The sequence below is a fragment of the Amycolatopsis dendrobii genome, from assembly GCF_014145675.1.
In the GTDB taxonomy this organism is placed as follows: domain Bacteria; phylum Actinomycetota; class Actinomycetes; order Mycobacteriales; family Pseudonocardiaceae; genus Amycolatopsis; species Amycolatopsis dendrobii.
The window spans coordinates 323017-342990 of the sequence record NZ_JACGZW010000011.1 but is presented as its reverse complement, the minus strand read 5'-3'; the positions used below and the strand labels follow the sequence as shown (position 1 = coordinate 342990).

Genomic DNA, 19974 nt, shown 5'->3' with positions numbered 1-19974 from the left:
TGCGTCGCACGACAACCGAAAGGTAAGCGGAAAGCGTTATGCCCAAGCAGATCAGTTTCGACGAGGACGCTCGTCGCGCGCTCGAGCGCGGGGTGAACAAGCTCGCCGACGCGGTCAAGGTCACCCTCGGCCCGCGCGGTCGCCACGTCGTCCTCGACAAGAAGTTCGGCGGCCCGACGATCACCCTCGACGGCGTCACCGTCGCTCGTGAGATCGAGCTCGACGACCCGTTCGAGAACCTCGGCGCGCAGCTCGCGAAGAGCGTCGCCACCAAGACCAACGACGTCGCGGGCGACGGAACCACCACCGCCACGGTGCTGGCCCAGTCGCTGGTGAAGCACGGCCTGCGCAACGTCGCCGCCGGCGCCAACCCGACTTCGGTTGGCAAGGGCATCGAGGCGGCCGCGGAGAAGGTCATCGAGGTCCTCAAGGCCAAGGCCACCCCGGTCAAGGGCCGCGACAACATCGCCCAGGTCGGCACCGTCACCTCGCGTGACGCGACGATCGGCGCGCTGCTCGGCGAGGCCGTCGAGCGCGTGGGCGAGGACGGCGTGATCACCATCGAGGAGTCGTCCACGCTGGCGACCGACCTCGTGATCACCGAGGGCGTCCAGTTCGACAAGGGCTTCCTGTCGGCGCACTTCGCGACCAACCCGGAGGACCAGAAGGCGATCCTCGAGGACGCCTACATCCTGCTGCACCGCGAGAAGATCTCGGCGCTGGCCGACCTGCTCCCGGTGCTGGAGAAGGTCGTCGAGGCGAAGAAGCCGCTGCTCATCATCGCCGAGGACGTCGACGGCGAGGCGCTGTCCACCCTCGTGGTGAACTCGCTGCGCAAGACGATCACCGCGGTCGCGGTCAAGGCCCCGTTCTTCGGCGACCGCCGCAAGGCGTTCCTGGACGACCTGGCCGTTGTGACCGGCGGCGAGGTGATTTCCGCGGAGATCGGCCGCAAGCTGTCCGAGGTCGACCTCGGCTCGCTGGGCAAGGCCCGCCGGGTCGTCGTCACCAAGGACGACACGACGATCGTCGACGGCGCGGGCACCAAGGACGCCATCGCCGCGCGGACCGCGCAGATCCGCAAGGAGATCGAGACCACCGACTCCGACTGGGACCGCGAAAAGCTGCAGGAGCGGCTCGCGAAGCTCGGCGGCGGCGTGGCCGTGATCAAGGTCGGCGCGGCCACCGAGACCGAGCTGAACGAGCGCAAGCACCGCATCGAGGACGCCGTGGCTTCGACCAAGGCGGCCGTCGAAGAGGGCATCCTGCCCGGCGGCGGTTCGGCGCTGGTGCACGCGGTCAAGGAGCTCGAGGGCAACCTCGGCCTGACCGGCGACGAGGCGACCGGTGTCGCCATCGTCCGCGACGCGCTCACCGCCCCGCTGCACTGGATCGCGACGAACGCGGGCCACGAGGGCGCGGTCATCGTGAACAAGGTCCAGGAGCAGGGCTGGGGCCAGGGCTTCAACGCCGCCACCGGCGAGCTCACCGACCTGATCGCGGGCGGCATCGTCGACCCGGTCAAGGTGACCCGCTCGGCCGTCGCGAACGCGGCGTCCATCGCCCGGCTCGTGCTCACCACGGAGAGCTCCGTGGTCGAGAAGCCGGTCGAGGAAGAGCCGGAGGCCGCTGGCCACGGGCACTCGCACTGACGCAAGTTGTTTTTGGCGGGGCGGCACTCCCTTGGGGGGTGCCGCCCCGCTTCGCATGGCCTCCACAACTCCGCGGTGCTGTGGGGGTGCCGCCCCGCTTCGCATGGCCTCCACAACTCCGCGGTGCTGTGGACAACTGCGGTCGAGGACCGGGTCCAGGGTCGAGGGGCCGATAGAATTGGGCTGGGGCGTCCCCCCGTGGAGGGTGGGGGCTGGGCCGGTCAGGCCGTGAAGCCGCCGTCCACCGTGATCGACGTTCCGGTCAGATACCGGCCGTCCGGGCCTGCCAGGTACGCCACCGCGGCCGCGATGTCCGACGGATTTCCGTAGTGCCCCAACGCGATATGCGCCAGCTGGTCCCCGGAGTGCGGGCCGTCCGCCGGATTCATCTCGGTGTCCGTCGAGCCCGGGTGGACCACCATCGCCGTGATCCCGCGCGGTCCCAGGTCGCGCGCCAGGCCCTTGGTCATCCCCACCAGCGCCGCCTTGCTCGCCGCGTACACGCTCAATCCGACGAACGGCATGCGCTCCGCCAGGTCGCTGCCGATCGACACGATCCGGCCGCCCTGCTTCATGTGCCGTGCCGCCGCCCGGGCCGCCACCAGCGGTGCCTTCACATGGATCGCCAGCGTGCGGTCGATCGTCTCCGTGGTCAGTTCGTCGATCGGTGCCGCCAGGAAGACCCCGGCGTTGTTCACCAGCACGTCCAGTCCGCCCAGTTCGGCCGCGGTCTGGTCGACCGCGCTGGTCACCGCGTCCGCGTCCGCGGCGTCGGCCTGGAGAGCGAGACCTCGCCTGCCGAATTTTTCGATGGACGCGACCACGTCCGCCGCCCGGTCCGCGGCGCGTTCGTAGGTGATCGCGACGTCTGCGCCGTCCTCGGCCAGCCGGAGCGCGATCGCCGCGCCGATGCCGCGGCTTCCGCCGGTGACCAGTGCGACCTTGCCGTCCAGGGTGCCCATGCCCCACCTCTTTCTGTAGTGATAACTAAATAAATAGCCGCGTACGATGGGCCAGGTCAAGACTTCTGTATCGCTCACTAAAGAAGGTGGTCCATGTCACCCCGCGGCCGCCCGCGCGCGTTCGACCGCGAGCATGCGCTCAACCAGGCCATGCTGGTGTTCTGGGAGCGCGGCTACGACGGTGCGTCGCTGGCGGAGCTGACCGAGGCGATGGGCATCAAGCCGCCAAGTCTGTACGCGGCCTTCGGGGACAAGGAAGCACTGTTCCGCGAAGCGATCGAGCACTACCAATCCGCGTACGGGCGGCACACGATGCGCGCGCTGACCGAAGAGCCGACGGCGCGCGCGGCGGTAGAAGCGATGCTTCGCGACAACGCTTGCGCGTACGTGGAGCCGGGGCATCCGAAGGGTTGCATGGTCGTTCTGGCGGCTACCAACTGCACGCCAGCCAATGCGTCCGTGTGGAAGTTTCTCGCTGCTTCGCGCGACGAAGTGCGACGCCAGCTTCGAGAGCGCCTTCGCCGTGGAGTGGAAGAAGGCGACCTCGCGGCCACAGTGGACATTGACGCGCTCAGTGCCTTGTACGCGACTGTCTTTTATGGACTGACCATGCAAGCGCGCGACGGCGTCAGCCTCGACTCGCTGATGACCGTCATCGACCTAGCACTCTCGATGTGGCCCGGAAACGGCGGAGGGGCGGCGTCCACTGTGGACACCGCCCCTTCCGCGCCGTGATGAAAGTCAGATGTGCGCCATGGTCAACGCGCGTTTGTCCTGTTTGATGATGTGGTCCCGTTCCGATTCGGACAGCCCGCCCCAGATGCCGTAGGGCTCGTGCACGGCGAGCGCGTGCTTGCGGCACATCTCCAGCACTGGGCACGACAGGCAGATCGCCTTGGCCCTGGCCTCGCGCCGTGCCCTCGCCGGTCCCCGCTCTCCGTCCGGGTGGAAGAAGGATCCGCTGTCCATCCCCCGGCACGACCCCTCCAGCTGCCAGTCCCACATGTCTGCGTTGGGGCCGGGGAGCCTGCGCGTGTCTGCCATCCTGACCGCCTCCGTCATCCGGTCGATGCCATTAGCTGCTCTGCTGTGGTGCCGATACTCCATTCGGTGCAACGGCGGTAACGTTAGAAGCGCGCCAATAGTTGTTCAATAGATCGGCGGCGATTCAGCCGTTAGGCATCCCCCAGATGTGTGAGCAGGGCTTTTGGCTCGGGTTGCCGGGACCGCGGACGGGCTGGATATTGACCGGGTGGGATCCGGATCAGGCGATGGAGAACCCACCCTGCCGGTGGCCTCGGTCGCCCGCCGGCTCGGTGTCGCGCCGTCCACCCTGCGTACTTGGGACCGCCGCTACGGTCTCGGTCCCAGTCGCCACACCGACGGCAGACATCGCCGCTACGGCAGCTCGGACATCGGCCGTCTCGAACTTATGCAGCGCGCGCTCCTTCGCGGCGCTTCAACGGCGGAGGCCGCGCAGTACGCGTTAGAGCAGATGCCGCGTGCGGACTTCGTGCCAGCGCCCGCCGAGCCTGCGGAAGCGACGGAGACCAAGGCGGCGGCTGACGACGTCGAAGTCCCTTCGCGGCTCGCGCGTCGTCTGAGTACCGCTGCGTTGGCCATGGACGTCGGCGCGGTACAGCGGATGCTCGTCGACGCCATTCGCGAGCTAGGTGTGCTTCAGGCGTGGTCGGGCGTCATTGATCCGGTCCTCACTGCACTCGGCGCGCGGTGGCGAGGCGTGCACGCGGGCGCGGAAGTGGAGTACCTGCTTGCTGAGTGCGTGTACGCGGCATTAGTGCGCGCGACGCCGGTCCTCGACGAGCCTCGCAATCAACGGCCGGTCCTTCTCGCGTGCGTGCCCGATGAACGAGACAACATGCCGGTGTACGCGCTCGCGGCCGCTCTCGCGGGGCGAAGGATCGGCGCGCAGCTCTTCGGCATTGCGCTGCCGCAAGAGGTGCTGGCGGTCGCGGTGCGGCGAAGCGCGCCCGCTGCGGTAGTGCTGTGGGCGAATCGGGCTGACGCGGACCCTCGGCTCTTCGCGCGCGTGTCGCGCGGACGGCAGCGGACTCGGCTGTTCGCCTGCGGCCCCGGCTGGGATCCGGCGCTGTTGCCGCCGAAAGTCGAGCTGCTGGCGGATCTTTCCGCGGCGGCTGACCGCGTGGAGCACGTTCTTGTCGGTGCTCCACGCTAGAAAGGTCGGGTGGACGAAGAAGCGCTGACGGCCCTCGCGTTCGGCCCGGACGCCGGGTCGGCGGACCCGATACCTCGCGACGGCTCGCCAAGGCAACGCCTCCTGGCGGCCATCGTGCTGGGCGCCCGCGGTCGATACGCGGCGGCCGCGGATTTGCTCGACCCGCTCCGGCGCGGCCGGGACCCGCTGACGGCTTCGCTGGCGGCGAGCACGCTCGCGTCCCATCGGCGGCAGTTGGGCGCTCACGTGGTGGCGCGGAAGCTCGATGGGGAGGCGCTGCTGGCGGTCGGGCTGCGCGGAGAGGGGGACCGTCGGGCTGCGACAGCTGGCGGCTCGGGAACGGCGGGTGGCGGCTTGGCTGCGGCTCGTGCGGGCTCGCGCGGCGTTGGCTCTGGTTCGGCTGGCGACGGAGCAGCGGCGGCGGGTGCGGCCGTGGGCTCCCGTGGCGTTGGCTCGGGTGGTGTCGGCTCGGGTGGCGTCGGCTCGGGTCGAGCTGGTGCCGGAGCAGCGTCGACGCGCGCGGGCGTTGGCTCGCGTGGCGGCGGCTCGAGCCGAGCTGGCACGGGAACGGATTCGCCTGCTCCGAAATCAACCCCGGCCGCCGCCGATTCCCCGCCATCCCCGCCTGCCACCGCGAGCCTCAGCGCATCCGCCAGTCCGGGCAGCCTCGTCACACCAACCGGAGACCCCCACGGACTGGACCTCCAAGGCGCCCGAGCCGACGCCCTCCTGGGCCTGGCCGCCGACAACCTCGCCATCGGCCGCATCTCCGCCGCCCGGCGCCTGGCCATCCGAGCGGCTCAGGCCGACCGGCGCTGGCGGGCGACCGTTCGCGGCGGCTGGGTGGGCGCCGAGATCGAGCTCGCCGACGGGCAGCCCGAAGCGGCCGTCGCCCCGGCCCGTCTCGCCTATGAGACCGCCGTCGCTCGTCACGCTCGGCGACACATCGTGAAGTCCGGCATCGTCCTCGGCGTCGCCCTGCTCGCCGCCCGGGAAAGCGGTGCCAGGGAGCTCGTTCTCGCAGCCGCCGCGGACGCCGAGAAATATGAACTAGATTCACTTAATTGGGTGGCCGCCCGCGTCGCCGCTGACCTGGACCCCGACCGGGCCGAGGAGTATCGATTCAGGAGTCGCCAGGTGTTGCACGCAGTGTTACGGCACGCGGATCCTTGCATGATGCGTATCGCACTTGAATCGCCGTGGGTGCCCGTCGGACCCGGGTAGGCCTGCGGGAACGGGCGTTCCGGCATCCGGGCTAAGAAACTTCAAAAAAAGCCACCGGATCGTGTCAAGGTTCGGGCTAAAGCGTCCGATAGGGGAAGTGGAATGTCACCCGGCTGCAGGAAGGAAACCCCGTGACGACGGTCTTGATCTGCGACGACCGACGCAGTGTCCGCGAAGGGCTCACCCGTGTGATGTCCGCGGTGCCTGGGGTCAGTCGCATCGACTGCGTAGCGCACGGTGACGAGCTGCTGGCCCGGTACACCCGTCAGCCGGTCGACGTCGTGCTGGTCGGAACGCAACGCGCGGTCCCGACAGGCGTCGAGGCCACCCGTCGGCTCGTCTCCGCGAACCCCCAGGCGAACGTCATCGTCTTCGGAGCCCCGGACGACGCGGGCAGCATCGCGGCCGCCATCGCCGGCGGAGCGCGCGGCTACCTGCGCTGGGACGCTTCGCGGCCCGAACTGGTCGCCGCGCTGGCGCACACCCTGGCCAGCACCTCGGTGCCCGCGCCGCGGCAGCCGTCCGACCCGGGCGTGCAGCTCACCGAGCGCGAGCTGCAGGTGCTGCGCGGCATGAGCCAGGGCAAGAGCAACGGCCAGATCGGCCGTGAGCTGTACCTCTCCGAGGACACGGTCAAGACGCACGCGCGGCGGCTGTTCCGCAAGCTCGGCGTCCGCGACCGCGCGCAGGCCGTGGCACACGGCTTCCGCCGCGGTCTGGTGTCCTGACCGAGGCGGGCAAGCCAATAACGGGACTTCCGATCCGATTCCCGCGGTGACGAACGGGCCAGGGCGAGCAAGCCCTGGCCCGTACCTGTTGTCCGGCTCCCGCCCTCGTGCCTCGCCCGCGTCCCCACCGCGTGACGGCACTGCCCCACCCCGTCTGCCTGCGACAATCGCCGCCCGGCCGCGTCCGGCGCGCCGGTCACCACCTCTGGCGGTTGTCTGGTAGGACTCCGACGGTACGGTAGCTGTGACCGGCGCAGGACGGGGACGACCACGCGCCGGATTCTTTGCACGCCTACACGTAACGCTGGGACTGTTGTCTGCGATGGCCACTGTGGGGGATGGACTGGACGAGCCGGTCGCCGCCGCTGTCGAGGGAGACCCTCAGGCAGTCGAGCGGTTGCTGGCCGCCATTCGTCCCCTTGTGGTGCGGTATTGCCGCGCCAGGGTTGGCAGGCAGGAGCGTTCGTTCGCTTCGGCAGACGACGTTGCGCAGGAGGTGTGTCTCGCGGTGCTTACGGCCTTGCCTTCGTACCGTGACCAGGGCCGCCCCTTTCTGGCGTTCGTCTACGGCATCGCCCAGCACAAGGTCGCCGACGCGCACCGCGCCGCGGCGCGCAACCGGGCGGAGCCGGTCGCCGAGATCCCTGACGAGATCGAGGTCGGCGTCGGCCCGGAGCAACGTGCTCTCCAGGGTGAGCTGAACGAGCGGATGGCGCAGTTGCTGCAGGTGCTGCCGGACAAACAACGGGAAATCGTCGTTCTGCGGGTCGTGGTCGGGCTGTCGGCGGAGGAGACGGCGGACGCCGTCGGTTCCACGCCGGGCGCCGTCCGCGTCGCTCAGCACCGGGCGCTCGCCCGGCTGCGCAAGGTGCTTGCCGCCGAGGAGGTGATCTGAGTGACCGATCGCGAAGACCGGGACAGAGACCTGTCACCTTCCGCGCAGGCCAGCGGCCTGACCGGGTACGAAGCGGAAGCCGACGGCGACCTCACGGCCATCCAGGCCGACGACGCGCTCCTCGACGCGCTCGGCGGGACCGATCCGGCTGTCGCCGACGGGCTCGGAGACCAGGAACTGAACGCGCTGCTGCTCGCGTGGCGCCGCGACATCGACAGCGAGCCGCTCGCCGAGCTGGTCGACGTCGACACCGCGGTCACCACGGTGAAGACCGCCACGCTGGCGCGCAAATACCAAAGCCGCGGCCGTCGCCGCCGCTATCTCGTGCCGGTGGCCGCCGCGTGCGCCGCCGCCGCGATCGCCTTCACCGGCACCGGGCTCGCCGCCCGGGACGCCCAGCCCGGCGACACGCTCTGGGGCCTCACGAAGGTGCTCTACGCCGACCACGCCCGCTCCGTCGAGGCCGCCGCCGCGGCGAAGCTCGACCTGGAGAAGGCGAACCTGGCGCTGGCCGACAACCGGCTCGCGGACGCCCGGCGCGCGCTCGCCGACGCGCAGGCCGCGCTCACCCAGGTCACCGACGCGGACAACCGCAACCAGCTGATGCAGCAGCACCGCGAACTGGCCGCGCAGCTCGGTCAGCCGACGGCCCCGCCCGCGGACCAGAAGCCTTCGTCGCCGCCCGCTGTTCCGCCCGCGCACGACCCGGTCAGCAGCGCGGCGCAGCCGCCCGGCCAGTCGACGTCGCTGCCGGGCACCGGCCACACCAACAACCCGCCGCCGGTCACCTCGGTGACGCCGCTGCCGCCGGTCACGTCCACGCCGAGTTCGCCGCCGCCGTCGCCGAGCGCCACCCCGAACGATCCGGGCACGGGCAGCAGCCCGCGCAACGAGTCGTCGCAAGGGGTGCAGGCCCCGAACGGCACCAGCGGCTCTTAGCTTTCCGAAGGTCCCGGCACGAACAGTGCCGGGACCTTCTTCGTATCTACGGGGAGAACGGGATGCTGGTTTTCGGGGAGCCCTACGAGACCGCGAGCGGAACGGTGCTGGTCACCGTCACGCGACAAGGCCGTCGAGGCGGGCCAGGACGAGCGGTCGGGCTGTACACGATCAACGCGGACGGCGTGACGTGGACGCCCGCGGTCGATCAAGGGCGGATTTCGCTGGTCGCCGTGTGCACCGGGCTCGTGGCGGCGGCGTTTTCGACGCTGGCCATGGTGCGTCGGCCGCCGTGGCCGAACCTGACCGAACGGGCGATGATCGCCCAGGCCGAGAGCGCGAAACGCCGGCGCTGACCGAGGTTGTCCACAAGTCGACATGCCTGTGGACAACCGCTGTGGACAACTTGTCCGCACACACGAAGAAGGCCCTGGTGGCCGAACTCACCAGGACCTTCTTTTCGACGCTGTGCGTAAGGCTCAGTACGCGCTTTCGTTCGCGGTGACGCCGTCCGCGAAACCGCGGCAGTAGTCCCAGCTCACGTAATCGGTCGGATTCGGATCGAACGCCGGCTCGTGCGGGCGCATCCGGCCGTCGGACAGCAACTGCTCCAAGCTCGCGCGCAGCAACGTCCAGTCGTGATAGTGGGGTTCGTCGCACTCGCCGCAGTCGACCACGATGCCGCGAACCCCGCGAGGCTCCAGCAGAGCCTGGTACACGGCGAGATCGGACAGGTCGGCCAGCAGCTCGGTGCGCTCGTCCGCGCTGATCGGCTCTTCCAGGTGGTCGTCGGGGTCGGGGATGGCCCGGGCCGGATCGTCCGGGTCGTCCGCGAACGGATCGGGGGGCAACACATCGTGCGGCACGGCCTGCACGCTACCCGCCGGGCCACCCGACCGGGCCAGGGCCCCGGCCCGGATATCATGAGGGGAAGGCCCGAGGCCCCTCGGCCCACGCCAGGCACCGCTGCCCGCGACTCCAGCCCACTCCCGCCAGGAAGGCCCTTCGCCCCTCATGACCAGCGAAAGCATCACCCCCGCAGTGCCCAGCAAGTTCGCGATGCTCGGCTTGACCTTCGACGACGTGCTGCTGCTGCCCGCGGAATCGGACGTGGTGCCCAGCGCGGTGGACACGAGCACGCAGCTCACCCGCAACATCAAGCTCAACGTTCCGCTGGTCTCCGCCGCGATGGACACGGTCACCGAGGCGCGGATGGCGATCGCCATGGCCCGCCAGGGCGGCATCGGCGTGCTGCAGCGCAACCTGCCGATCGAGGAGCAGGCGGCGGCGGTCGAGGTCGTGAAGCGGTCCGAGGCGGGCATGGTCACCGACCCGGTCACCTGCTCCCCGGACGACACCCTCGCCGAGGTCGACGCGCTGTGCGCGCGGTTCCGCATCTCCGGCGTCCCGGTCACCGACGCCTCCGGCGCGCTCGTGGGCATCATCACCAACCGCGACATGCGGTTCGAGGTCGACCACACCCGCCTGGTGAGCGAGGTCATGACCCGGACGCCCCTGGTGACCGCGCAGGTCGGCGTCACCGCGGAGGCCGCGCTGGGGCTGCTGCGCAGGCACAAGATCGAAAAGCTGCCGATCGTCGACGGCGCGGGCAAGCTGCGCGGCCTGATCACGGTCAAGGACTTCGTGAAGACCGACCAGTACCCGAAGGCCTCGAAGGACCCGGACGGCCGCCTCATCGTCGGCGCCGCGGTCGGCGTCGGCCCGGACGGGCACAAGCGCGCGATGGCGCTGGCCGAGGCCGGGGTGGACGTGCTGATGGTCGACACCGCGCACGGCCACTCCCGGGCGGTCGTGGAGACCGTGCGGCTGCTGAAGAAGGAACTGGGCGACACTGTCGACGTCGTCGGCGGAAACGTCGCGACGCGGGCGGGTGCGCAGGCGCTGGTGGACGCGGGCGTGGACGGCGTGAAGGTTGGCGTCGGCCCGGGCTCGATCTGCACCACGCGGATCGTCGCGGGCGTGGGCGTGCCGCAGATCTCGGCGATCTACGAGGCGGACCAGGCCTGTCGTCCGGCGGGCGTCCCGGTGATCGGCGACGGCGGCATCCAGTACTCCGGCGACATCGCGAAGGCCATCGCGGCGGGCGCGTCCACGGTCATGCTGGGCAGCCTGCTCGCGGGCACCGCGGAATCGCCGGGCGACCTGATTCTGGTCAACGGCAAGCAGTTCAAGGTCTACCGCGGCATGGGTTCGCTGGGTGCCATGCAGTCGCGCGGCGAGGCGAAGTCCTACTCCAAGGACCGCTACGCGCAGGACGACGTGCTCAACGAGGACAAGCTGGTGCCGGAGGGCATCGAGGGCCGGATCCCGTTCCGCGGCCCGCTGTCGAACGTCGTCCACCAGCTCGTCGGCGGTTTGCGCGCGGGCATGGGTTACGCGGGCGCGGAGACCATCGCGGCGATGCAGGCGGCGCAGCTGGTCCGGATCACCGCGGCCGGGCTGAAGGAAAGCCACCCGCACGACATCACGATGACGGTCGAGGCCCCGAACTACACGACCCGCTGATCGACCCTGTTCGCCCGCTCCGCCTTCCCGCCACACTGGATCTCCAGGTGACGGCGAGGGGAGCGGGCGAATGCGGTTTTCCCGGAGGTTCGTGCTGACGACGGCAGCGGCAATGGTGCTCGGGGGAGGGGTCACGGCTGCTTCCGCGGCGACGACGGCTTCGCCGGACAGCTCACTGTGGAAACGCACCGAGCTGTACTTCGGCACCGCCAAACCGAACGGCGGCGAGGTGACCGAGAAGGAGTTCGCGGACTTCTCGGCGAAGGACATCACGCCGCGTTTCCCGGACGGTTTCACCCAGCTCGAGGGCACCGGTCAGTGGCGGTCCGGCGGCGGCGAGGTCGTCCGGGAACATTCGATCGTGCTCGTCGTGCTGTACCCGCCGACGAACCAGCACGCGAACGAAGACCTCGAACAGATCCGCACCGACTACAAGCACCTGTTCGATCAGGAATCCGTGCTGCGGACCGATTCCACCGCGCGTGTCTCGTTCTGAACGCGGTTCCATCCAAGCAGCAGCAACGGCGTCGCCAGCATCAACGCGCCTGCCAGCCCGAGTGCGCCGCGCGTGCCCAGCCACGTCGCCACCAAGCCCCACAGCAGCGTCAGCCCGGCAGTGCTGGCGCTGCTGCTGATCCGCCACGCGGACAGCATCCGGCTCACGTACCCGTCTTCGGTTTCCTCGAGCCGGTACGTCGCGAGGACCGTGTTGTACGCCGCCGCGCAGACGATCAGGCCGAACTCCACCGCCATCACCCAGAACAGCCCGCCGATCCCGGGCGGCACGAATGCCAGCAGCACGACCCAGCATGTCCGGATCGTGCCGATGATCGGCAGCAGCCGCACCCGGCCGTAGCGCGGCACCAGCCTGCGGGCGAGCCGAGAGCCGACGAGACCGCCGAGGCACGGGACGCCGAACGCGAGCCCGTACTGCCACGTCGGCAGGCCGAGTTCGCCGAGCAGCAGCACCGCCAGCACTGGTGAGGTGGCCATGATCAGGCCGTTGACCAGGCAGGAGTTGAGGAACAGCTTCCGCAGCCGGGCGTGCCGGAACACGTAGCGCCAGCCTTCGACGAGGTCTGCGGCGCGGAAGGCGGCGGGGCGGGCCGGTTGGGGCTCGCGGGTGCGGATCGTCGAGAGCGAGAACGCGGACAACAGGTAGCTGAGCGCGTCGAGAAGAACAGTGGCCAGCGGGCCGAAGAACCCGATCGCCACGCCGCCAGTCGGCGGGCCGAGCGCGGTCGCGGTCCACAGTGTCGTCTCGAACCGGCCGTTCGCGGTGAGCAGGTCTGGACCAGCCGCCAGTGATTTCAGATACGCGCCGCTCGCCGAGGTGAACGCGATGTTCGCCGCCGCCACGAGCACCGAGACCGCCACGAGCTGGGCGAACGTCAGCAGGTCCAGCAGATACGCGGGCAGCAGCGTGAGCAGGGCGGCGAACCGGACGAGGTCCATCGCGATCAGCACCGGTCGTTTCCGCCGGAATTCGACCCACGGACCGAGCGGGAGCGCGGCCAGCGAGCCCGCCGCCAGACCGGCTCCGGCCAGCAGCGACACCTGCGCGGCACTGCTGTGCAGCACCCGCACCGCGATGATCGAGAAGGCGTCGAGGGCGAAGTAGGTGCCCGCGACACTGACCGCGTACGCCAGCCACAGCCGGTGAAAGTCCTTGCCCAGCGCCAAATTCGTCCCCCTCGCTCAGCCGGGCAGCCAACCACCCGCCCACGCCGGTGGCAAACAACCGCGCGCACAACCGGTGGTTGTCGCCACCGCAACGGTCCCCCGCGCGCAGGTCACCCGCGCCGACTCGCGACAATGGATCGCGAAGGCGGTAGGCGCGAGAAGGGACATCACGTGCGGGATCTGGTCGAGATCGGCATGGGCCGCACGGCGCGGCGGGCGTATGACCTCGATGACGTGGAGATCGTGCCGTCGCGGCGGACGCGGTCCTCGTCGGTGGTGTCCACTGCTTGGCAGATCGACGCGTACCGGTTCGACCTGCCGCTGGTCACCCACCCGACGGACGCGATCGTGTCGCCGGGGACCGCGGTGGCGATCGGCGAACTGGGCGGCCTCGGCGTGCTCAACGCCGAAGGGCTGTGGGCCCGGCACGCGAACGTCGAGGAGGCGATCTTCCGCCTCGTGCGCGCGGCCGAGGACAGCGACGACCCGGCGGCGGTCGTGCGTGAGCTGCAGGAGCTGCACTCCGCGCCGATCCGCCTCGACCTGCTGACCGAGGCGATCAAGACCGTCCGCGAATCCGGCGTGACGGTCGCCGCGCGGGTCAGCCCGCAGCACGCCGCGGAGCTAACGCCGGACCTGATCGCCGCGGGCGTCGAGATCCTGGTCGTGCAGGGCACGATCATCTCCGCCGAGCACGTGCAGCGCGACGCGGAACCGCTCAACCTCAAGGAGTTCATCGGCCGCCTCGACGTGCCGGTGATCGCGGGCGGCGTGAGCGACTACCGCACGGCCATGCACCTGATGCGCACCGGCGCGGCGGGCGTCATCGTCGGCCACGGCTACACCGAGGGCGTCACCAGCACCGACCGCGTGCTCGGCATCGGCACCCCCATGGCGACGGCGATCGTGGACGCGGCCGCCGCGCGCCGCGACTACCTCGACGAGACCGGCGGCCGCTACGTGCACGTCCTCGCCGACGGCGGCATCACGACGTCCGGCGACATCGCGAAGGCGATCGCCTGCGGCGCGGACGCGGTCATGCTCGGCGCCCCGCTGGCGACCGCGTCGGACGCCCCGGGCCAGGGCCTGTACTGGACCGCTGCGGCGGCTCACCCGTCGCTGCCGCGCTCGCGCGTGGTGGCCGGCCCGGACTCGGACTACGCGGTGGACCTGAAGACGCTGCTGTTCGGCCCGTCCTCGGACGCGGAGGGCGTGGTGAACCTGTTCGGCGCGCTGCGTCGCGCGATGGCGAAGACGGGGTACTCGGACCTGAAGGAGTTCCAGCGCGTCGGGCTGACCGTCCGCGGCTGAGGTACTCGCGAAGAAGGCCCCCTTCACGGGGGCCTTTTTTGTGCCCGCAGGTACCCGATGCGTCATTCTCCGTTATACTTTCGTTATCTTTGGAGTTCCGGTGTCGCACCTGAAGGGTGAGCGGATGGCACTGCTGGGGGAGTCCGCGTCGACCTGGTGGCTCGGCGGCATCGTGGTGGGCAGCCTGCTGATCCGGCTGCTCGCGCTGGTCGTGGCGTTGCGCGGGACGGTGCCGGCGGAGCGGCCCGCCATCATCCGGGCGCTCGGCGAGCTGTTCCGGTTCGCGCCGCGGCGCAAGACGCGTTGAGGTAACTCGTCAGTAACTTAACTCTGGCCTGGCGGCTCCCCGAGGGTTACCCTCTTTCCTGTGACTGCCAGTAACACCACCACCGCGCGGCAAGAACCCGACTACGACGTCCTCGTGGTCGGTTCCGGGTTCGGCGGCAGCGTCGCGGCGTTGCGGCTGACCGAGAAGGGCTACCGCGTCGCGGTGGTCGAGGCGGGCAGGCGCTTCGCCGACGACGAGTTCGCCAAGACGTCCTGGGATCTCAAGCGCTACCTCTGGGCCCCGCAGCTCGGCTGTTACGGCATCCAGCGCATCCACATGCTCAACGACGTGATGGTGCTGGCGGGCGCCGGCGTCGGCGGCGGTTCGCTGGTCTACGCGAACACGCTGTACCGCCCGCTCAAGCCGTTCTACCAAGACCGGCAGTGGGCGCACATCACCGACTGGGAAAGCGAACTCGCGCCGCACTACGACCAGGCCAGCCGCATGCTCGGCGTCGTCACGAACCCGACGATCACGCCGTCCGACGTGGTGATGCGGGACGTCGCGAAGAAGATGGGCGTCGAGGATTCGTTCCACGCCACGCCAGTCGGGGTGTACTTCGGCAAACCGGGCGAGACGGTGAAGGATCCGTTCTTCGGCGGAGCCGGGCCGGACCGGGTCGGGTGCACCGAATGCGGTTCGTGCATGACCGGCTGTCGCGTCGGCGCGAAGAACACGCTGGTGAAGAACTACCTGTACCTCGCGGAAAAAGACGGCGCACAGGTGATTCCGCTGACCACGGTGACGTCGGTGAACCCGCTCGGCGACGGTTACGAGATCACGCTGCAGAAGACCGGCACGCGTTCGCGGCGGTTCCGGACCACGGTCACGGCAGCTCAGGTGGTGTTCGCCGCGGGCACCTGGGGAACGCAGAACCTGTTGCACCGCATGAAGGACACCGCCGCGCTGCCGAAGCTGTCCGGCAAGCTCGGCGAGCTGACCCGGACGAACTCCGAGGCGATCATCGGCGCGGCGCGGACCGCGGTGGACCCCGAACAGGACTTCAGCCGCGGGGTCGCGATCACCTCGTCGATCCATCCGGACGAGAACACGCACATCGAACCGGTGCGGTACGGCAAGGGCAGCAACGCGATGAGCCTGCTGCAAACCGTGGCCACCGACGGGTCTTCGAGCGTTCCGCGCTGGCGGCAGGCGCTCACGTTCCTGGTCAAACACCCGGTGCAGTCGGCGAAACTGCTGAACGCGTACCGGTGGAGCGAGCGCACGGTGATTCTGCTGGTGATGCAGAGCCTCGACAATTCCATCACCACCTACACCCGGCGCGGCCTGTTCGGGCGGCGGAAGTACACGTCGAAACAGGGCCACGGCGAGCCGAACCCGAGCTTCATCCCGGCCGGGCACGAGGCGAACGTCCTTACCGCGGAACGGATCGGCGGCATGCCGGGCGGCACCTGGGGCGAGGTCTTCGACATCCCGCTCACCGCGCACTTCATCGGCGGCGTGCCGATCGGCGACAGCGCCGACACCGGCGTCATCGACCCCTACCACCGGGTTTACGGCTATCCCGGACTGTCCGTTGTGGACGGTTCGGCGATCACCGCGAACCTCGGCGTGAACCCGTCGCTCACCATCGCCGCGCAGGCCGAGCGGGCGTTCTCGTTCTGGCCCAACAAGGGCGAGGCCGACGAGCGCCCGGAGCAGAGCAGCGGATATGCCCGGATGGAGCCGGTCGCACCGAAGAACCCGGCGGTTCCGGCGAACGCGCCCGCGGCACTGCGCCGCTGACCTAAGCTCGTGCGGTGACGACTGCGGCGCTGGACCGGATCCGGGAACTGCACGACGAATGGGCTCGAGTCGCCGAGGCCATGCCGGCTTCGGCGTTCGGCGAGCCGAGCGCGCTGCCCGGCTGGACGCGCGCGCATCTGCTCACCCATCTCGCGCGTAACGCCGACGCCCTCGGCAACCTGCTGACCTGGGCGGAAACCGGGGTCGAGCGGTCGATGTACGGCCCGGGCAACGCGCGGGACGACGACATCGAGGCTGGCGCTGGCCGTGCTCCGGCGGAAATCGTGGCCGATCTGGTGGCGTCCGGGAAGCGGCTGACCGACCACGCCGCACGGCTGTCGGACGACGCTTGGTCCGCGCCCGTCCGGCACCGGCACGGCGGCCAGTTGACCGGCGCGGACGTGCTCACCCTGCGGCTGTCCGAGACCACGATCCACCTCGCCGACCTCGACGCCGGCCACGATCTCGACAGCGCCACCGCATTGCTCGGGGGCCATCTCGAAGCGGTGGTAGGAACGCTGATCCGGATGTGCCCGCGTCCGTTGCCTTCGTTCCGCATCAGCGACGGCGTCCGCACTTGGCCCCTCGGCGAAGGCGGCGATCTCGTCACCGGCACGCCGGGCACGGTCCTGGCTTGGCTGACCGGTCGCGGCGGCAGTTCCGCGCTTTCCGGGCCGGTGCCGGAGATGGCACCGCTGATCTGATTCAGCTGGGCTGCCGGTCGGCGGCGAGTTCGTCGTCGTCGCCGACGATGCCCAGTTGCTGCAGGATCGCGAGCCGGTCGGTCTGAATGTCGAGTTCGGCGATCCGCCCGTCGGTCACCCGCGCCAGGACGAAACCGCGCCACGTTCCGCTTTTGCCGGTCGCGAAACCTCTGCGGTAGTAGCCGGTATTGGTCGCGGTGAGCGTCACCGTGGCCGCGGCGCGATCGTCTTCGGCGAGCAGTGCGTCGATGTCCACGCCTACGTCGGGGAACGCCGTCAGCATCTGTGTCCAGCCGGTGCGGAAGGCGGCGAGCCCGCCGGTCGGCGCGTCGACCACGACCGGGCCGGATTCGGTGACGTCCTCGGCCACCACGGTGTCCAGTTCGGCGAGGTCGTGGCTGTTGACGATGGCGAGAAAACGGCGCAGGACGGCTTTGGGGTCGGTCATGGCTCCTCGATTCTTACGCTGTAAGTGGCGAGGACAGTGGTATCTTACGTCGTAAGAAACGTCAAGGGGGGCCAGTGTCCGATCGGAGAGCCCGGCCGCGTGCCGGGCTGACCAGGGAGCGGGTCGTGGACGCCGCGCTCGCGTTCGTGGACGAGCACGGCATCGCCGCGCTGTCGATGCGCAAGCTCGGTGCGGAACTTGGCGTCGAGGCGATGACGCTCTACCACTACGTGCCGAACAAAGAAGCGCTGCTCGACGCCCTGATCGACCGGCTCGTCTCGGCGCTGGCCGGAATCGAGCCGGAGCCGGGAGAGTCCGGGCAGCGGTGGCTGGGCCGGGTGGCCAGGGCGTACCGGGAGCAGTTGCTCGCGCATCCGGGCGTGCTGCCGCTCGCCGCGACCCGCCCGGCGGTCAGTCCGGAGTCGTTGCAGGTGGTCGAAACCGCGTTGCGGCTGCTGGAGTCGCCGCCGGCGCGCGGACTCGACATGGTGAACGCCGTGCTGACCTTCGTCCTCGGCCACACGCTCGCCGAGGCGGGCCGCGCGCCTGGCTCGCAGTCCGATGTGGACAGTCTGGCGCACCTTGACGAGGAGCGGTTTCCGCTGCTCGCGCAAGCCCTGCGAGACGGGGCCCGGCACGGCGAGCGGTTCGAATTCGCCCTGCGGGCATTACTGGCCGGACTTTTCGCAACCCATGCACGGTCTGAGGCGTCTGAATGAACATGACACTGGGGAGAAGGACGTTCCTGCGCGCCGCCGGGTTGACGGCGGTCGGCGCGGTGGCAGCGGCCTGCACGGCGAAACCGGGCCCTTCGGTGCCGCAGACCAGCCCGACGACGAGAGCGTCCGTACCGCCTAGCACCAGCTCTAAGCCGTCCGGGCCGCCGGACTGGAACGCGTTGCGCGGCAAACTCTCCGGCGACCTCGTGCTTCCCTCCGACGGCGGATTCGCTACCGCGAAGCGTGCGTTCAATCCGCTATTCGACGGACACAATCCCGCTGCGGTAGCGAAATGTGCGAAACCGGAGGATGTGCAGGCCTGTGTCGAAGCGGCCGGCGGACGGGTTCCGCTGGCCGCGCGCAGCGGCGGGCACAGTTATGCCGGGTATTCCGCGCCGGACGGCGGGCTGGTGATCGACGTCGGCGGGATGGCGGGCGTGGACGTCCAGGGCGATCAGGTGGTCATCGGCGCGGGCGCGAAACTCGGCGACGTCTATTCGGAGCTGGCGAAGGCAGGGCGTTGTCTGCCTGCGGGTTCGTGCCCGACTGTCGGCATTGCCGGGCTCGCGCTCGGCGGCGGAATCGGCGTGCTGACCCGTAAGTACGGCCTGACCTGCGATCGGTTGCAGTCCGCGCAGATCGTGACGCCGGACGGCAAACTGCGCACGGTGAGCGCGCAGGCGGACGACGACCTGTTCTGGGCGTTGCGCGGCGGCGGGGGTGGAAACTTCGGCGTGGTCACGTCGTTCACCTTCACCACTGTGGAAGCGCCGACTATCACGGTGTTTTCGCTGAAGTTCCCGTCCGGTTCGGCGAGCGACGTGGTCGACGCGTGGCAGCGCTGGCTGCCGAGCGCTCCGCCCGAACTGTGGTCGAACTGCGTGGTTTCCGGCGGTCCGAGCGGGGCTTGCCGGGTCGGCGGCGCGTTCGTGGGCAGTTCGGCGGGCCTGACGTCGGCACTCAACGGCTTTTCGGTGACGCCGTCCAGCCGCACGATGAAAACCCTCGGCTACGGCGCGGCGATGAACTACTTCTCCGGCAGCTCCGAACGGCAGACCTTCGTGGCGTCGTCGCGCATCATCACCGATCCGGTCGACGGCGGGAAGATCGCCGATCTCGCTTCCGGGCACAAGGGAATGGACCTGCTCATCGACGGCCTCGGCGGCACGGTGAGCGAAATCGCGCCGACGGCCACGGCGTTCCCGCATCGGAAAGCGCTGGCCAGCATTCAGGTTTACGCCCCAGCCACGGCGAGCAGCCAGGACACCGCGCGCAAGTCTGTGTCCACTGTGGTCGCTGGACTGGCGGACGCCGGCGCGCGCGGCGGCTACGTGAACTACATCGACCCGGACCTGCCGGACTGGAAGTCGGCCTACTACGGCGACAACGCGGCCCGGCTGGGCCAGGTGGCGAAGAAGTACGACCCCAACGGGGTTTTCAAGTTCGCTCAGTCGGCGTGAGAGGCTTGAGGCGGGGGCCAGACGTAACGCACGTCTGGCTCACCCTCTTCATTTCGCTGTCCGTCGGTGTATTCGACCGCGACGAAACCGTGGCGGCGGTAAAAACGTTGGGCTGGCTCGTTGATCTGAAACGTCCACAGGGTCAGCCCGCCGGGGCGCAGTTGTTTGGCCAAGTCCACCAACTGGTCGCCGATTCCGCGCCCGCGCCACGGAAGGTCGAGATAAAGCTGTGCCAGCTCCGCGCCGTCGAGCACGAGCAGTCCGGCCACAGTGGACTCGACGACCGCGACCCAGGTTTCCTGTTGTGGCACCACGATATTCGCGAACCACCAGCGCACCGCGTCGTCATCGTGGGCACGGCGGACTGCCGGCAGCGCGGCGGAGAACGACCGCAGCCACACGTCGGCGATATCGCGTGCGTCAGCGGCCGTTGCCCGCCGCAATTCCACTGT

The 19974-nt window shown here is 69.6% G+C and carries 22 protein-coding genes; 16 read left to right on the top strand and 6 right to left on the bottom strand.

From position 1 onward, the window contains the following. Positions 1 to 38 precede the first annotated feature (38 nt). The gene (groL, locus tag H4281_RS32105) at positions 39 to 1652 is read left to right on the top strand and encodes a chaperonin GroEL (protein ID WP_182894611.1); all 1614 of its coding nucleotides are present in this window, start codon (positions 39 to 41) and stop codon (positions 1650 to 1652) included. Positions 1653 to 1873: 221 nt separating this feature from the next. Here groL and H4281_RS32100 read toward each other — a convergent pair whose 3' ends face one another. Next, on the bottom strand, positions 1874 to 2614 hold the full coding sequence (locus tag H4281_RS32100) for an SDR family NAD(P)-dependent oxidoreductase (RefSeq protein WP_182894610.1): 741 nt from the start codon (positions 2612 to 2614) through the stop codon (positions 1874 to 1876). Between the two features lie 93 nt (positions 2615 to 2707). Between H4281_RS32100 and H4281_RS32095 the strand changes: the two genes are divergently transcribed. Further along, complete coding sequence (locus H4281_RS32095) at positions 2708 to 3349, top strand: TetR/AcrR family transcriptional regulator (RefSeq protein ID WP_182894609.1); 642 nt, start codon at positions 2708 to 2710, stop codon at positions 3347 to 3349. Positions 3350 to 3355: 6 nt separating this feature from the next. On the opposite strand, the gene H4281_RS32090 is transcribed toward H4281_RS32095, so the two are convergent. Then, the gene (locus H4281_RS32090; protein WP_037816439.1) at positions 3356 to 3658 is read right to left on the bottom strand and encodes a WhiB family transcriptional regulator; all 303 of its coding nucleotides are present in this window, start codon (positions 3656 to 3658) and stop codon (positions 3356 to 3358) included. A gap of 247 nt (positions 3659 to 3905) precedes the next feature. On the opposite strand from H4281_RS32090, the gene H4281_RS32085 reads away from it, so the two are divergent. The 6 genes from H4281_RS32085 (at position 3906) to H4281_RS32055 (ending at position 8953) form a co-directional block, all read left to right on the top strand. Further along, complete coding sequence (locus H4281_RS32085) at positions 3906 to 4811, top strand: MerR family transcriptional regulator (protein WP_182894608.1); 906 nt, start codon at positions 3906 to 3908, stop codon at positions 4809 to 4811. Between the two features lie 9 nt (positions 4812 to 4820). After that, a complete protein-coding gene (locus H4281_RS46830) occupies positions 4821 to 6035 on the top strand; it encodes a hypothetical protein (RefSeq protein WP_376771977.1) in 1215 nt (404 codons plus the stop codon). A 131-nt stretch (positions 6036 to 6166) separates the two neighbouring features. Next, positions 6167 to 6763, top strand: a complete 597-nt coding sequence (locus H4281_RS32070) for a response regulator transcription factor (protein ID WP_020662719.1) — start codon at positions 6167 to 6169, stop codon at positions 6761 to 6763. 322 nt (positions 6764 to 7085) lie between these two features. Next, positions 7086 to 7658, top strand: a complete 573-nt coding sequence (locus H4281_RS32065) for a sigma-70 family RNA polymerase sigma factor (protein ID WP_037816212.1) — start codon at positions 7086 to 7088, stop codon at positions 7656 to 7658. Further along, positions 7659 to 8597: an anti-sigma-D factor RsdA gene (locus H4281_RS32060; protein ID WP_182894607.1), complete on the top strand. Its 939-nt coding sequence runs from the start codon at positions 7659 to 7661 to the stop codon at positions 8595 to 8597. A gap of 62 nt (positions 8598 to 8659) precedes the next feature. Continuing rightward, positions 8660 to 8953, top strand: coding sequence for a hypothetical protein (locus tag H4281_RS32055; protein ID WP_182894606.1), 294 nt, complete (start codon positions 8660 to 8662; stop codon positions 8951 to 8953). 123 nt (positions 8954 to 9076) lie between these two features. Here H4281_RS32055 and H4281_RS32050 read toward each other — a convergent pair whose 3' ends face one another. Continuing rightward, positions 9077 to 9472, bottom strand: a complete 396-nt coding sequence (locus H4281_RS32050) for a DUF5319 domain-containing protein (RefSeq protein ID WP_009072430.1) — start codon at positions 9470 to 9472, stop codon at positions 9077 to 9079. A 139-nt stretch (positions 9473 to 9611) separates the two neighbouring features. Here H4281_RS32050 and guaB point away from each other — a divergent pair, with 139 nt between their 5' ends. Beyond that, a complete protein-coding gene (gene guaB, locus H4281_RS32045) occupies positions 9612 to 11123 on the top strand; it encodes an IMP dehydrogenase (RefSeq protein WP_182894605.1) in 1512 nt (503 codons plus the stop codon). 70 nt (positions 11124 to 11193) lie between these two features. Continuing rightward, positions 11194 to 11619 (top strand): DUF3574 domain-containing protein, encoded by a 426-nt coding sequence (locus tag H4281_RS32040; RefSeq protein WP_182894604.1) that lies wholly within the window; start codon positions 11194 to 11196, stop codon positions 11617 to 11619. Here H4281_RS32040 and H4281_RS32035 read toward each other — a convergent pair. After that, the gene (locus H4281_RS32035; RefSeq protein ID WP_182894603.1) at positions 11571 to 12806 is read right to left on the bottom strand and encodes an MFS transporter; all 1236 of its coding nucleotides are present in this window, start codon (positions 12804 to 12806) and stop codon (positions 11571 to 11573) included. The genes H4281_RS32040 and H4281_RS32035 overlap by 49 nt on opposite strands. A gap of 171 nt (positions 12807 to 12977) precedes the next feature. Here H4281_RS32035 and H4281_RS32030 point away from each other — a divergent pair, with 171 nt between their 5' ends. The 4 genes from H4281_RS32030 (at position 12978) to H4281_RS32015 (ending at position 16895) form a co-directional block, all read left to right on the top strand. Next, on the top strand, positions 12978 to 14117 hold the full coding sequence (locus H4281_RS32030) for a GuaB3 family IMP dehydrogenase-related protein (RefSeq protein WP_037368701.1): 1140 nt from the start codon (positions 12978 to 12980) through the stop codon (positions 14115 to 14117). A 124-nt stretch (positions 14118 to 14241) separates the two neighbouring features. Beyond that, a complete protein-coding gene (locus H4281_RS32025) occupies positions 14242 to 14424 on the top strand; it encodes a hypothetical protein (protein ID WP_182894602.1) in 183 nt (60 codons plus the stop codon). A 60-nt stretch (positions 14425 to 14484) separates the two neighbouring features. After that, a complete protein-coding gene (locus H4281_RS32020) occupies positions 14485 to 16191 on the top strand; it encodes a GMC family oxidoreductase (RefSeq protein WP_182894601.1) in 1707 nt (568 codons plus the stop codon). Between the two features lie 14 nt (positions 16192 to 16205). After that, the gene (locus tag H4281_RS32015) at positions 16206 to 16895 is read left to right on the top strand and encodes a maleylpyruvate isomerase N-terminal domain-containing protein (protein WP_182894600.1); all 690 of its coding nucleotides are present in this window, start codon (positions 16206 to 16208) and stop codon (positions 16893 to 16895) included. Position 16896: 1 nt separating this feature from the next. Here the strand turns inward: H4281_RS32015 and H4281_RS32010 are convergent, their stop codons facing one another. Further along, a complete protein-coding gene (locus H4281_RS32010) occupies positions 16897 to 17343 on the bottom strand; it encodes an ester cyclase (protein ID WP_182894599.1) in 447 nt (148 codons plus the stop codon). 74 nt (positions 17344 to 17417) lie between these two features. Between H4281_RS32010 and H4281_RS32005 the strand changes: the two genes are divergently transcribed. Together H4281_RS32005 and H4281_RS32000 are read left to right on the top strand one after the other, a co-directional pair. After that, the gene (locus H4281_RS32005) at positions 17418 to 18062 is read left to right on the top strand and encodes a TetR/AcrR family transcriptional regulator C-terminal domain-containing protein (protein ID WP_182894598.1); all 645 of its coding nucleotides are present in this window, start codon (positions 17418 to 17420) and stop codon (positions 18060 to 18062) included. Continuing rightward, positions 18059 to 19522 carry an FAD-binding oxidoreductase gene (locus tag H4281_RS32000; protein ID WP_182894597.1) on the top strand — a complete coding sequence of 488 codons (1464 nt, stop codon included), beginning with the start codon at positions 18059 to 18061 and terminating at the stop codon, positions 19520 to 19522. The genes H4281_RS32005 and H4281_RS32000 overlap by 4 nt, the downstream gene beginning before the upstream one ends. Here H4281_RS32000 and H4281_RS31995 read toward each other — a convergent pair. Further along, entirely contained in the window at positions 19510 to 19971 is a 462-nt protein-coding gene (locus H4281_RS31995) for a GNAT family N-acetyltransferase (protein WP_237597979.1), read from the bottom strand. The genes H4281_RS32000 and H4281_RS31995 overlap by 13 nt on opposite strands. Between the last annotated feature and the right edge of the window lie 3 nt (positions 19972 to 19974).